This window comes from Micromonospora sp. NPDC005299 (assembly GCF_042872345.1).
In the GTDB taxonomy this organism is placed as follows: domain Bacteria; phylum Actinomycetota; class Actinomycetes; order Mycobacteriales; family Micromonosporaceae; genus Micromonospora.
This window is the reverse complement of the sequence record NZ_JBIAKG010000007.1, coordinates 315,187-328,935: the sequence shown is the minus strand read 5'-3', so window position 1 is coordinate 328,935 and position 13,749 is coordinate 315,187. Positions and strand designations below refer to the sequence as shown.

Sequence of the window (13,749 nt, the reverse complement as noted above, 5' to 3'; positions counted from 1 at the left end):
GGGCTCACCAGGTGCCGTCGTCGCGGACCCGGGCGGGGGCGCGGCCGAGCAGCAGGGTGGTGAGGGCGGCGTCGATGTCGGGGCCGAGGAACCACTCGCCGGCCTGATCGAGCGCGAAGATCCGGCCGTGCTCGTCGACCGCGATGATGCTCTCCTGGCGCTCGGTGCCGAGCGGGAAGAGCCGTACGCCCAGAACGGCGCCGAAGTCGGCGAGGGTGTCGGCGCTGTGCGCGCCACGTAGCGGATTCGTGGTGAATCGACTGATCCACACGTCCTGGCCCGGCCCCCGCCTGCGGCTGAGGATCGCTGGAAAGGCGGTGAGCGCCTGTTCGGCGGCCGGGAACGCCTCATGGCGATGGCGCCGTCCCGCGACCTCGCGGGTTTCGGCGATTGCGCCCATCGCGAGCGCCTCGTTGAACATGCTGATCTGCCAGCCCGCGTCCACGAGAGCGTGCGCAACCACATCGGGGAACCGGCCGGGCTGGATGATCTGCCGCGGCTCCGGGCGCCACTCTTTCGTGTATGCAAGATCGGACCACGGGAGGGCGTTGAAGCGCACCAGGAAGGTGATGCACGAGTCACAGGGAAGCTCTGCCGGCCCACCAGCGGGATCTCCTGGTTCCCGGACCCGGAAGACCTCGAACCGGCCGGCGCCCAGGAGCGCTCGGGCCTCCTCGAACGTCAGCGGGGGAAGGCTCTCGACGCTGCGCCGGTGATCCTGCTCGTGCAGGACGTCCGAGACGACGATCATCTCGGCGTGCCGCTCGCCGCCCCGGACCAGGTGACCGGGGGCCAGGCCGTCCAGATAGGACTGGACCAGCGGATGATGGCGCAGCTCGACGTCGCCCTTGGCGCCCGGGGCGACGTGCAGGCGGCCGTCGAGGGTGAGGTGCGCCGCAGCGCCGGGCGTCGGCAGTCGGGTGATCTCCCGGAGCAGTTGGTCGGCCGGGTCGACGGTGCGCGGCGCCCGCGGTGCGGCCGGCCGGCGCTGCCGGAACAACTCCTCGATGGCGGCGGCCGGCACCCGTGGCCAGGTCGACACCTCGCCGGTCTCCTTGTCGATGACCGTGGTCGGCAGGTCGCCGGGGAGCGCCCGGGCGTCGACGGACACAGTGGACGTGACCAGGTAACCCAGGTCGAACTCCTCGACCACCGGAGTGCACGGGAATCCCAGGCGCTCGGAATCCCGTCGAGCCCAGACGGCGGCGAGTTGCTCGGCCTGCTGTCGTTCGATCACAGCCTGAAGTTACCGGACCCCACGGATTCCGTGGCGCCCGGTATGGTCGGCCCTACTGACGGTGACGGAAGGGGAGCGGCGTGGCCGAGAGCGCGGACCGGGATGCGAACCGCGCGCTACGTGCGCGGTTCGACGAGGTGTACGGCCAGTACCAGCGACTTCGGTCCGGCTTGGACGAACTGCAGACCAGGCTCGCGGAGCTGCGGGTGACCGAGCGCTCCGACGACGGCCAGGTGACCGCGGTCGTGGGCGCCCGCGGCGAGCTGATCAGCGTCGAGGTGGCTCCCTCGGTGTTCCACGACCGGGACGTCAGGGCCTTGAGCCGGAAGATCACCGACACCGTGCTGCGGGCATCTCGCGCCGCCGTCACCGCGACCCGCGAGCTGGTCGCCGGCTACCTGCCGCCCGGCTCGCCGTCGGTGGAGTTCCTGCGTACCCACGACTTCGGCGCATTGCTGGGCCGGGCCGACGCCGTCCTGTCACGCGGCGAGTGACGGCCATGGCCGACGGGGAGATCTGGCTGGACCCTGACCGGGCCTGGCGCGGCGGCGCCGACCTGGCCCTGGCCGGGGAGGCGGTCACCGCCACCCGGCGAGAGGCGGGTGACCCGATCACAGCGGCCAGCGCCCAGCGTCCGTGGGGTCGCGACGACATCGGCGCCGCCTTCGACAAGAACTACCAGGGCTACGCGGAGACCCTGCTGCGGGCCTGGGAGATTCTCGGCCGTTCGCTCGAAGGGCTGGGCACTGACGTGGTGCGTTCCGTCGTCGCCACGGTCGAGACCGACCTGACCAACGCCCGCCAGCTCGGCGATATCCCGCACCAGCAGCACAACCCGCACCGGCCCTGGCGCTGACCACCGGAGGATCCGCGCGTGAGCATGCTGCCCAGCCCGATCCCGCATCCGCTCGACTACTGCCCCTGGGACGTGCCCGGCTGGATCTACGAGGCGCTGGACTGGGTCGTCGGCGTCGAATGGCCGGAGGGTGACGAACGCGCTGTCTGGGACCTGGCCGACCAGTGGTACGGCGTCGCCGACGTCCTGGCCGGCCCGCGGAACGACGCCACCACCGCTGCCGGCGAGGTCCGCAGCGGATATGGCGGCGTCGGCCTGGTGGCGCAGGCGTTCGACATCGCCTGGGGCAAGGTCGCCGAAGGCGAGGACGCACCGCTGCACGTCCTGGTGGCGGCGACCGGCGAGCTGGGCAAGCTGGTCGACTCGTGCGGCTGCGACATCGAGGGCGCCAAGCTCGAAGCCTGGATCGAGCTGGGCCTCCTGGTCGTCGAGCTGCTCTCGCTCGCGGTGGCCACTGTGCTGACCATGGGCGCCGCCTCGCCAGCGGCGGGCGCCGCGATCACGGCCAGCCGGGTCGCCGTGCAGCAGATCTTCAAGCGGCTGGTGGCCCAGCTGGCCCGCAAGGCCGTCAAGGAAGGGCTGAAGGAGGCCGGCGAACGGGCCGCCAAGGAGGTCGTCAAGAGCGGTGCCCGCGGGCTCGCCCGTCGGGCCGTGCTGGGCGGACTGGTCGAGGCGGGGCAGGAGGCGGGCACCAGCCTGGCGACCCAGGCGTACCAGAACTCCACCGGTCGGCGAGACGGCCTGGACCTGACCGACGTGGGCATGTCGGGACTCGGTGGCTTCGCCGGCGGTGCGGCGGCGCCACTGGCCGGTCTCGGGCGGCACGCGCACGGGCGGTTCGCCCAGATCGGGGATCGCTTCGGGCGGGAGATGGCCGGCGAGACCTTGGCCGAGAGCGCGGCGGGGCTCGCCACCGGTCAGGACCTGTCGCTGGAGGACCTCGCCCGGGCTGCGGCCTCCGGTGCGAGCGGCTCCGCCACCGGGCAGGCCGACAGCGCGCTGCACCACCGCCTCGACGAAAAGTTGGCCGGGCTTCCCGCTCAACCGGTGGACCTGGGGCTTCCGCCGTCCGCCGGCGCGGCCGGCCTCATCCCCTCCCAGCGAATGCCGGACCCGGCCCCGCTCCTCGCGGATCCCGGACCGGTGCCTCATCCTGGGACGGTCGAATCCACTGCGTCGCCGAACCCTCCGTCGTCGCTCGTCGACGGGCGGGCTCCGGCGCACCTTCCGCCCGTAGACGTGGGGCAGGCTGCGGCGGGTGTCGGCGCCACACCAGTTCATCGCGTGGACGTGGAGGTGCCGACCGACCCTCCGAACGCGCAGGCGACGACCAGCCCAGCGCGGGTGGAGACCCCGGCCAGCTTGACACTCTCGTCCGTGGCCGTCGAGACGCCGGTGACGGCAGCCCCCGGCCCCGACGCCGCCGAGTTCAAGCCCAGTCCGGTCAAGGGCGCTGTAGTGCCCGAGGTTGGTACGTCGACCCAGGTGGCGCCGGCGCAGGCGGCTGTCACGCCGACCACGATGGGCCCGCCCGCCAGCATCGCCCCACAGCCGCAAAGCTCGGTGTCGATGTCGTCGAACCACACGCCGGTGGGCACCGTGACCGGGCAGGCCGGGCCGGCGGCGCATCCGCACGCCCAACCAGCCGCGGGCCAAGGGACGGGGGCGCCGGTCAACGGACTGGATGCCCGACCTGCCCCGAATCCTCGGTTTCCGCAGCTGGAAGCTCTGGCCCCGCAGCGTCCGGCAGCAGACCCGCTGCCGACGCTTCCCGGCCCGTTCGATCCGTTGCCGCCGCGTGGGATGACGTCCCAGGAACGCGCCGCACGCCTCGCGGCGGACCGGGAAGCCCTCGACCGGCGCCGCTATCAGGGCTATCTCCAGCACCAGCGAGAGCTGTATGAGGAGAACAGGCGGCAGGGCCGGCTGAGGGAACTGCGCGACGTCGCCGAGCAGCACTATGAAGCCGCGCGCTGGCTTCTCAAGCGGGCACACGAGCTGCGCGAGGCGGGGCGACATGACCTCGCCGACCAGCACGTGTGGGAGGGGCGGCGTAGGGAGCGGCTCCACTACCGAGCCGTCGACGCGGCGGAGGCGGTACGTGCCGGCGAGCTGCTGCCCGCCGAGGTGATGGTCGAGGACGACCTCGACTTCTACCGGATCAATGACGATGTCGCCGACCTCGCGTTGGGTGCCGTGGAGACGGCGGACCACTCGGCGCTCACCGGCCGCGGCCATCCACCGCCGATCGACCGCTCCCGCCGGTACGGCATGCGGGGTGGACTCCGGCCACCGCTCGCGCTGCACCAGACCGACCTGGAGCGACAGATGCCGCGTAATCCCGACGGGAGTGTGGTGCGGACCGCCGATCCCCGCAAGGGCGGGTGGTTCCAGTTGGCGAACGACGGTGGACCCGCCGCGGACGCCACCCGGGGGCATCAACTGCCTGGACTGCACGTTGTCGCTCTTCGAGACGTGGATGCACGGCCGGCCGCGGGTCTCCGCGCCGCGTACCTTCGACGGCTACCTGCTCGGGGACGTCCGTCAGCCGGTGGACGGCGAGGCGGACGGACCTCGCCGGGTCGAGGAGACCACGGGCGGACGGTTCCAGAACCCCTGCCCGACCGCCCTGCCGGGCGTGCCGGACGACGAGACACGTGAGATGGTCGAGGACGGTTACCGCGACCTGCACGGGCAGCTCCTCGCGGGCGGCCACGGCAGCTACGCCTTCCTCATCACCACCTACGAGGGCGGTGGCTCACACGCCTGGGTGGCGCTGAACCAGAACGGCACAGTCCTCTACCTCGACCCGCAGATGGGCCGGTTGAGGAGACATCCGCTCTACACCCACAGCGGGGTCCGCAATCCCCACAACGTGGTGGCCGTCGACGCCCTGGTGCTCGGTCCCGACGGTCGTCCGATGCCGCTCACGGGCCGGCCGCCGGGTGAATACAACGTCCTGCCCGACCCGGTGGAACCACCGGCACCGCCCCGACCGTTCGAACCACCACCACTGCCCGACGACGGGGCTGCCCCGGACTTCAACCGCGTCCACCTGCTCGGCGAATCCACCACCTTCCACCGGCCGGACGGCACCTCGTTCCCGGGCGCCGCTCCGGGCGCGGAGTCGGAGGCCGTCCAGCTCCGGAACGCTCACCGTGACGCGCACGCCGACCGGATCGCCGCCGGGCTGTACGTCCGGGATGCGCTGGCCGCGAGCGGAAGCCTGGACGAGGTCTTCGCCGCCGGGGTGACGCCGGTCGAGCTGGCGCAACACGTCGACGGGCCGACGCTGCAACGGCTGGTGCCGGAGCTGGGTTCGGCGGCGGCCGGTGACCTGACGCGGCTGCTCGCCGACCCGCGCGTCAGGCAGATGCTCGACCACACGTGGGAGGCGCCACCCCGACACGAGGAGTTGTTGGCCGAAACCCTGGTACGGCAGCTCGCGCAGCGGCCCGACCTCGTCCGGATGATCCTGTCGACCCCGGAACTCGCCAACTCGCTGACCGCCCGCCCGATCACCCTCCATCACCTGGCCAGCCACCAGAAGGCAATCGACGTCCTGGGTGAGGTCCTGGAGGAGATTTCTGAGCGGGGAGCATCAGTCGTGGCCACGGCGCCGATACCGCCCGTAAAACCCACGCCACTTAGTCAGGAGCAGGCAGAGGCGAGTGCGCGCTTCGATGGCGAGCGGCCTACGGCCTTGCAGCCAGGATTCGATGAGGCACGGTCGGGCGACATGACGTATCGAGCCCAATATCTGGATCACTTGTACCAAGCCGCAGCGATGGCGCAGCACGAGATCGACTCGCTGGGCCGCGAGTTGGCTGAGATGTCATCGGATGAGGCTGAGTATCAACCACGACCCGGGCCGAAGGAGCGTAGGCGGGCGGAGGACAAGGTGACGAAGTATGGCGGGAACGCCTCTCGCCTCCGAGATCTCGCCGTCGGCCGGGTTTCCTATCAGACGCTGGATGACCTTTACTCCGGGCTTGCGCACCTTGCCGCCAACTCCCTGATACAGGTGGCGAGGTTCGAGGATCGGTTCCGCGAACCGCAGGACAGCGGCTACCGAGATATCCAGTTCCTGGTGCGAACTTCAGCCGGGCATATTGGGGAGTTCCGGCTTCAACTCGCGGCCCTCGATCAGGTGGCGGAGTGGGAGCACTCGCTGTTCGAGGTGTGGCGCGACCTCGAAGCGGTGCCCGGCGAGCAGGGACGTAGTCTCTCGGACACGGAGTCGGCCATCCGCAATGGCATCATTCAGCGCCAGCGTGAGCACTTCTGGGCTGCGCTCCAATCGACCTTGAACGGCGGACGGGAATGACGGAAGCGATGGACGGCTTGACCCGCACCGGCTACTACGACTATTACGACACTCCTGTCAAGATTGTGCCGACCCAGGAGCGAGGACTTGCCGCTTGGAGGTTGGATCGAAGGACGGGCGGCTGGCGGCCTGCCAACGACATCGTCGACGAGATTATTTCTGCGATCGGCGGGGACATCTTCGTCCGCTCAGCTGAACGGTTTGTGCAGCGTGTGGAAGAGGAGCGTGGGCGCTACACCAAGGGCGAAGGACCGGTTTTCGCCCTGTACGAAACGGTCAGCGCCATTGAGGACGTGGCCATCGCCGAAGGTCGTGCTTACACACCCGAGGAGGCGGCGCTGATCACGGGTATCCGGCGGCGGACGTTCGTGATGTTCGAGGAGCAGCTTCAGCAGGCCGGCGATCCTGGCGCCGACCCCAGCATCGCCACCGCCGCGTCCTGACCCTCCTTCAAAATGCCTTGCCGGCCGCCGTCCCCAAGCGAGAAGGTCCGGGCATGTCTGACGCGGGTACCAGCACCGGGACCGATCGACCCACTCCTCAGTTCGCCTGGTCGAACATGTTCGTCAAGCCGGCGGACGACCCGCGCTCGGAGGGCGGGTTCGACGACGAGTTGAGCGTCCTGGTCAACTACCTGCGGGATCAGCGCCTCACCCTCGAACTCAAGGGCGCCGGCCTCGACGCGGAGCAGTTGGCCCGGCGGTTCGTCCCCCCGTCGCCCATGTCGCTGCTCGGGCTGGTCCGGCACCTGGCGGAGGTGGAGCGGAGCTGGTTCCGCCGCACCATGGCGGGCGAGGACGCACCGCGGATCTGGCGGACCCAGGCGGACCCGGACGCCGACTTCAACGGCGCGGTGGGCGACCCGACCGTCGTCGCGGAGGCTTGGGCGGCCTGGCGGGAGGAGGTCGCGTACGCGGAGCGGTTCGTCGCCGAGGCCCCGAGCCTGGACGTCAAGGGGCGGCACGGCGACGGCGAAATCTCGCTGCGGGAGCTGCTAGTGCACATGATCGAGGAGTACGCCCGGCACAACGGCCACGCCGACCTGCTGCGCGAGCTGATCGACGGCCGCGTCGGCCAGTGACCCGCATCCGGCGGCTACGGTGATCCGATGACGGGTTCGCCACGACGTCAGGCCGCCTCCTGGGTCGCGGGCCTGCTGGTCGGGCTGGTGATCGGCCTGCTGACCATCGGCGGCGCCGCAGGCGTGGCCGTCGGGATCGGCATCGGCGTGGCCTTCGCGATCGCCCTGGCCAACACCCCCGCCCGCAACCCCGGCCCGAGTCCCGATCAGGCCGCTGATCAGCACGCCGATCAGGCCGTGGAGCCGAACCCCGACCCGGCTGGCGGCCCGAAATCCGACCAGAGCGCCGGGCCGGCTGGCCGTCGCGACGCCGACCGGCAGGACGATCGGCAGTGACGGGCGGTGGAGTGCCGTACCGTCCGCCCGCCGATGTGGCGGAGGCGCTGCGCGTACAGGAGGAGTTGCGGTCGCGGGTCGACCTGGTCGGGCCGGGGCCGACCGCGCCCGCGACGGTTGCCGGGCTGGACGTCGCCTACGCGGAGAGCGGCGACCGGCTCGCGGCGGCCGTCACGGTGCTGGACGCGGCCACCCTCGCCGTGGTGGACGAGGCGGTGAGTGTGGGCCGGCCGGCGTTCGACTACGTGCCGGGGTTGTTCGCCTTCCGTGAGCTGCCGGCGTTGCTGGCGGCCCTGGAGCGGTTGACCGTCCGGCCCGACCTGCTGATCTGCGACGGCCACGGGCTGGCGCATCCGCGCCGGTTCGGGTTGGCCTGCCATCTGGGGCTGGTGACCGGGTTGCCCGCGATCGGGGTGGGGAAGACGCCGCTGGTCGGGGTCTGGGACGCGCCGGCGCCGCAGCGGGGTGCCTGGACGCCGCTGCGCGACGGCGGTGAGGTGGTGGGCCGGGTGCTGCGGACCCGCGACGGGGTGAAGCCGGTCTTCGTCAGCGTCGGGCACCGGATGAGTCTGGACAACGCGGTCGACCGGGTGCTGGCGTCGACGCCCCGGTACCGGCTGCCGGAGACCACCCGGACCGCGGACCGGCTCTGCCGCGGGGCCCTCGCCGCCGGCGCCTGACCGCCGACCGGACCCGCCGAGGTCCCGCCACCGGCTCCGCACCGCCAGGAGATCACCCGGCGCAGACCGTGCAGCGAGGTCACCCGGCGCAGACCGTGCCGCGAGGTCACCCGACGGGGCTGCGTCCGCGAGGTCACCCCGGCGCGCGCCGCGCCGTGCGGTCACCCGGCACGGGCCGCGCCGGTCGGCAGTGGGCGACCCGGGCCACGACGGCCGGAATTGATCATGCGGACGGGCCGGGACACGTCGAGGATGGAGCGGGTGCCGCGGGGTGTCGCGGCACACATGCGGGGTGCTCGATCGGCGGGTGCCCCTCCGGGCCGGTAGTAACCTGACCGGCGGATCCCGTCCGGGGCGGAAACGGTGAGGTGGAGATGTCGGTGAGGCGGCACGCGGCGCGGTGGGCCACGGTCGGCGTGATGCTGGGCGGCCTGGTGGCCGGCGCGGCGTCCCCGGCGCTGGCCGCCGACGACCGGGTGGAGGTGCGCTCGGCGAGCAGCTTCACGGCCGGTGGCTCGGCGGGCACGATGGCGGTCGAGGTGCGCAAGCGCACCGACGGCTGTGTGCTGCTCCGCACCGCGCTGGGGCTGCGGCTCGACGGCCTGCGGGCGGATCAGGTCCAGGTGCAGGTGGCCAGCGGCGGCCGGTGGGTGCCGGTGCCGGTGTCCGGCGGTGGCGGCGCCGTCGCCACCGCGCAGACCTCGCCCGCCAACCCGGCGCTGTGCAAGGGCAAGGGGATCACGGTCCGCTACCGGGTGGCCTTCCTGGCCGGCGCGACCGGCGGGCGGCTGGCCGTGGTCGGCGAGGCGAGCGCCGCGAACGGCCGGGTGCTCGGCCGGTCCACCACCGCGGCTCGCGTGGTGGGCGCGGAGCGCACCGCCAGTCCCAGCCCGACGCCGTCCCGCAAGCCTTCGCCGACCCCTACCCCGAGCGCCGTGGCGACCACGCCGGCCGAGGCCACCACCTCGGCGGTGGCCGCCGCGCTCGACCCGGCCGCCGGCACCGCCGCCGACGACTCGTCCTCCGGAGGTTCCCCGATCATGTGGTTCGGCATCGCACTGGTGCTCGTCGGCATCGCGCTGATCGTGCTGCTGGTCCGCCGCAGCCGCGCGGAGAAGACGGACGGTCAGCCGGGCGTCGGTCACCCGCCGGTGCCGCTGCCGCGCAGCAGCACGACCTATCGCTCCGGCGCGCCCGCCGGTCAGGTGTACACGCAGCAGCCGCCCGCCCCGACGCCGCGCCCGACCGGGAGCGTCTACGGCGCCCCCACGGCCACGGCCGACCGGCCGGACGGCGAGCCGCCGGCTGCCGCGGGCGGCGACGCCACGACCGTGCTGCCCCGCGTGCCCCGCTGAACCGGAACCGGCCGGCCGCCGGGGTTACGGTGACGGTGGGTGACGGCGACCTGACCGGGTCGCCGCGCACCGGCCGCCGGGTGCCGAGATGTGGCGCGGTGCCCGCGCCGGTTCGCCGATAAGATCGCGTGCGCCGGACGGCACCGCCGACCGGTGAGACCACATACGTGGAAGGAGCCGCGCCGTGGCCCTGGACCCGCAGTTGCTCGAGATCCTCGCCTGCCCGGACACGCACCACGCACCGCTCGACTACGACCCGCAGGCCCAGACGTTGACCTGCACCGAGTGCGGTCGGATCTTCGAGGTCCGGGACGATGTCCCGGTGCTGCTCCTCGACGAGGCGCGCGGCGGCCCCGCGGCGGACGACGCGCGCGGCGGCTCGGCGTCGCCGCGATGATGGAGGGTACGGCCGGGGTCAGCGGGCACCGGCACGCGGATGAGTCATTGCTGGACAATCCGGACCGGCTGGCCGAGCAGGACCCGGGTGGAATGCTGCGGTTCACCGCCTCCGGCGGCGCTCAGGTCCGTGAGTCGGCGGCGCTGGCCGCCGAGGCGAACCTGGCCGTGCTCGCCGACGAGGGCCGCCCGCGGGCGGTGGTCATCGCGGGCATCGGCACGGCCGGGCGGACCGGCGACGTGCTGGCCACGGTGGCCGGGCCGCGCTGCCCGGTGCCGGTGATCCCGCACCGCAGCGCCGGTGTGCCCGGCTGGGTGGGCGCGGCGGACGTGGTCATCGCGGTGAGCGCCTCCGGCCGCAGCCCCGAGGCGCTGGGCGCCGCCGAGGCCGCCCACCGGCGGGGCGCCCGCCTGGTCGCCGTCGGCGCCCCGGACTCGCAGCTCCAGTCGGTGGCCGAGCGGGCCCGCGCGCCGTTCATCCCGGTGCCCCGGCGCGCCCCGGCCCGGGCCAGCCTCTGGGCGCTCACCGTGCCGGTCCTGCTCGCCGCCCGTACGCTCGGGCTCGTGAAGGTCAACGAGGCGGATCTGGCCGAGACCGCGGCCCGGCTGGACGCCGACGCCGACCGGTGCCGGCCCACCGCCGAGTCCTTCGTCAACCCGGCGAAGTCGCTGGCCCTGGGCCTGTCCGGGTCGATCCCGATCGTCTGGGGCTCGTCGCCGCTGGCGACCGTGGCGGCCCGCCGGTTCGGCGACACGCTCTCCGCCAACGCCCGCTACCCGGTGGTCACCGGGGCGTTGGGCGAGGCGGGCCGGGGCCGGGTCGGCCTGCTCGACGGCGTCTTCGGCGGCCTGGTCGAGGGGGAGCGGGACATCTTCGCCGACCCCGAGGAGACCGACGGCGACGCCACCCGGCTGCGGCTGGTGCTGCTGCGCGACGGCGGCCTCAACGCCGAGGACGACACCGACGAGCCGCTGGCCGTGGAGGAGCGCCGGGCGGACGCGGTGCAGACCCTCGCCGAGCGGCGCGGGGTGCGCTGCGACGTGGTGACCGCGGAGGGCGGGTCCGCGCTGGAGCGGCTCGCCTCGCTGATGGCGGTCCCGGACTTCGCCTCGGTCTACCTCGCCCTGGCACACGGACTGGACCCGATGGCCGTGCCGGCCATCACCGAGATGAAGGAGCTGGCGAACCAGTGAGCACGTGCGGCATCGGGCGGGGAGAGGCATGAGCGCAAACGGTGGAACGCGGGCGATCGTCGCCGCTCTGGCGGCCAACGTCGGCATCGCCGTCACGAAGTTCATCGCGTTCCTGCTGACCGGCTCCTCGTCGATGCTGGCCGAGTCGATCCACTCGGTGGCGGACTCGGGCAACCAGGGCCTGCTGCTGCTCGGCGGGCGGCGGGCCAAGCGGGAGGCCACCCCGGAACACCCGTTCGGCTACGGCCGGGAGCGCTACATCTACGCGTTCATCGTGGCGATCGTGCTGTTCAGCGTCGGTGGCCTCTTCGCGCTGTACGAGGCGTACCACAAGGCGCAGCATCCGGAGCCGATCACCGAGTGGCAGTGGGTTCCGGTGGCCGTCCTGGTGATCGCGATCGGCATGGAGAGCTTCTCGTTCCGGACCGCCATCCAGGAGTCCAACCACATTCGCGGCAACCAGTCCTGGGTTCGGTTCATCCGCCGGGCCAAGGCCCCGGAGCTGCCGGTGGTGCTGCTGGAGGACTTCGGCGCGCTGATCGGTCTGGTCTTCGCTCTGTTCGGCGTGGGGATGACCCTGATCACCGGGAACGGCATGTGGGACGCGGCCGGCACCGGGATGATCGGTGTACTGCTGGTGGTCATCGCGATCACGCTGGCCATCGAGACCAAGAGCCTGCTGCTCGGTGAGGGCGCGGAGCGCCACGACCTGGCCAAGATCGAGCGGGCCGTGACCGAGGGGCCGGAGGTCGAGCGGATCATCCACATGAAGACGCTCTACCTGGGCCCGGAGGAGCTGATGGTGGCCGCGAAGATCGGGGTGCCGGCCTGCGAGTCCGCCGAGGAGCTGGCCCGCGGCATCAACGCCGTCGAGGCGCGGATCCGCGCCGCCGTGCCGGTCGCCCGGGTCATCTACCTGGAGCCGGACATCTACAGCGCGGCGGCGGACCGGGCGGGCACCGGGCAGGCGGCGCACACCGCGGTTCCGCAGCCGGACGCCGACACCGGCGGCGACGAGGTCGCCGGACGGCCCGGGAGCTGACCGTGGAGCTGCTGCAGGGTCGGATCCGGGACTACGCCTGGGGTTCCCGCACCGCGATCGCCGAGTTGCAGGGGCGTCCGGCGCCGAGCGCCGGGCCGGAGGCCGAGCTGTGGCTGGGCGCCCACCCGGGTGCCCCGGCCACCGTGGAGCGGGACGGCAGTCCGGCCAGCCTCACCGACCTGCTGGTCGCCGAGCCGGCGCACTGGCTGGGTGAGCGCCTGGTCGGCCGGTTCGGCACCCGGCTGCCGTTCCTGTTGAAGGTGCTGGCGGCGGACGCCCCGCTGAGCCTCCAGGCCCATCCCGACGCCGAGCAGGCCCGGGCCGGGTACGCCGCGGACGCGGACCGGGTGAACTACGTCGACCCGTACCACAAGCCGGAGCTGCTGGTCGCGCTGTCGGAGTTCGAGGCGCTCTGCGGATTCCGCGACCCGGCCGAGTCGGCGACGGCGATCGCCGCGTTCGGCGTACCCGCGCTGGAGCCGGTGGTGGCGGCGCTGCGCACCGGGCCGGCGGGGCTGCGGGAGGCCGTACGCCTGCTGTTGAGCTGGCCGGCGGCGGAGCGGGCCGGGCTGGTGGCGGACGTGCTGGCGGCGGAGGTCGCCGGGCCGGACGCCGAGCTGGCCCGGGCCCTGTCGGCCGACTACCCGGCGGACCCGGGCGTGGTGGTGGCGCTGCTGCTGCACCACGTCCGGCTGGCGCCGGGCGAGGCGATCTGGATGCCGGCCGGCAACTTGCACGCCTACCTGCGGGGCACGGGCGTGGAGATCATGGCGGCCAGCGACAACGTGCTGCGTGGTGGGCTCACCCCGAAGCGGGTGGACGTGGACGAGCTGGTGCGGGTGCTGCGCTTCGAGGTGCTCGACGATCCGGTGGTCCGGCCGGAGCCGGTGGCGCCCGGGGTGGTGACCTGGCCGGTGCCGGTGGAGGACTTCGCGCTGCACCGGGTCGAGGTGACGCCCGACGGCCCGGCGGTGCGGCTGGCGCTGCCCGGCCCGCGGGTGGTGCTCTGCCGCGCCGGCGAGCTCGTCGTCGACGACGGGGTGGGTCGCGTCACCCTGACGGCCGGTCAGGCGGCGATCGGCGCCGCGGCGGGCGGCCCGCTGGTGCTCGGCGGGAACGGCGAAGGCTTCGTCGCCACGGCTGGCGTGCGCTGATCGATCAGCGCGGCCGCGTCCGAGATCCCAAGTCCGACTTTCCCGAAATAGCTTGACGCACCCGTGACGCGGTGTGACTCTATGGGTACGC

The 13,749-nt window shown here is 72.9% G+C and carries 13 protein-coding genes; 12 read left to right on the top strand and 1 reads right to left on the bottom strand.

Going from position 1 to position 13,749, the window contains the following annotated elements; translation table 11 throughout:
- Positions 1–4: 4 nt before the first annotated feature.
- Entirely contained in the window at positions 5–1,237 is a 1,233-nt protein-coding gene (locus ACFYPD_RS21985) for an SUKH-3 domain-containing protein (RefSeq protein ID WP_387116408.1), read from the bottom strand.
- Between the two features lie 80 nt (positions 1,238–1,317).
- Between ACFYPD_RS21985 and ACFYPD_RS21980 the strand changes: the two genes are divergently transcribed.
- The 12 genes from ACFYPD_RS21980 (at position 1,318) to manA (ending at position 13,658) form a co-directional block, all read left to right on the top strand.
- Entirely contained in the window at positions 1,318–1,731 is a 414-nt protein-coding gene (locus ACFYPD_RS21980; protein WP_387116405.1) for a YbaB/EbfC family nucleoid-associated protein, read from the top strand.
- 5 nt (positions 1,732–1,736) lie between these two features.
- Positions 1,737–2,093, top strand: coding sequence for a hypothetical protein (locus ACFYPD_RS21975; protein ID WP_387116402.1), 357 nt, complete (start codon positions 1,737–1,739; stop codon positions 2,091–2,093).
- Positions 2,094–4,257: 2,164 nt separating this feature from the next.
- On the top strand, positions 4,258–6,420 hold the full coding sequence (locus ACFYPD_RS21970; protein ID WP_387116399.1) for a toxin glutamine deamidase domain-containing protein: 2,163 nt from the start codon (positions 4,258–4,260) through the stop codon (positions 6,418–6,420).
- Entirely contained in the window at positions 6,417–6,863 is a 447-nt protein-coding gene (locus ACFYPD_RS21965; protein WP_387116396.1) for a hypothetical protein, read from the top strand. Before ACFYPD_RS21970 ends, ACFYPD_RS21965 begins: the two co-directional genes overlap by 4 nt.
- 53 nt (positions 6,864–6,916) lie before the next feature.
- Complete coding sequence (locus ACFYPD_RS21960; RefSeq protein ID WP_387116393.1) at positions 6,917–7,501, top strand: DinB family protein; 585 nt, start codon at positions 6,917–6,919, stop codon at positions 7,499–7,501.
- 87 nt (positions 7,502–7,588) lie between these two features.
- A complete protein-coding gene (locus tag ACFYPD_RS21955) occupies positions 7,589–7,837 on the top strand; it encodes a hypothetical protein (protein WP_387116390.1) in 249 nt (82 codons plus the stop codon).
- Positions 7,834–8,517 (top strand): deoxyribonuclease V, encoded by a 684-nt coding sequence (gene nfi / locus ACFYPD_RS21950; RefSeq protein ID WP_387116387.1) that lies wholly within the window; start codon positions 7,834–7,836, stop codon positions 8,515–8,517. Before ACFYPD_RS21955 ends, nfi begins: the two co-directional genes overlap by 4 nt.
- A gap of 374 nt (positions 8,518–8,891) precedes the next feature.
- Positions 8,892–9,872, top strand: a complete 981-nt coding sequence (locus tag ACFYPD_RS21945; protein WP_387116384.1) for a hypothetical protein — start codon at positions 8,892–8,894, stop codon at positions 9,870–9,872.
- A gap of 184 nt (positions 9,873–10,056) precedes the next feature.
- Positions 10,057–10,269 (top strand): Trm112 family protein, encoded by a 213-nt coding sequence (locus ACFYPD_RS21940; protein ID WP_151465048.1) that lies wholly within the window; start codon positions 10,057–10,059, stop codon positions 10,267–10,269.
- Entirely contained in the window at positions 10,266–11,462 is a 1,197-nt protein-coding gene (locus ACFYPD_RS21935; RefSeq protein ID WP_387116381.1) for an SIS domain-containing protein, read from the top strand. Before ACFYPD_RS21940 ends, ACFYPD_RS21935 begins: the two co-directional genes overlap by 4 nt.
- 28 nt (positions 11,463–11,490) lie before the next feature.
- A complete protein-coding gene (locus ACFYPD_RS21930; RefSeq protein WP_387116378.1) occupies positions 11,491–12,504 on the top strand; it encodes a cation diffusion facilitator family transporter in 1,014 nt (337 codons plus the stop codon).
- Positions 12,505–12,506: 2 nt separating this feature from the next.
- Complete coding sequence (gene manA / locus ACFYPD_RS21925; RefSeq protein WP_387116375.1) at positions 12,507–13,658, top strand: mannose-6-phosphate isomerase, class I; 1,152 nt, start codon at positions 12,507–12,509, stop codon at positions 13,656–13,658.
- Positions 13,659–13,749 lie beyond the last annotated feature (91 nt).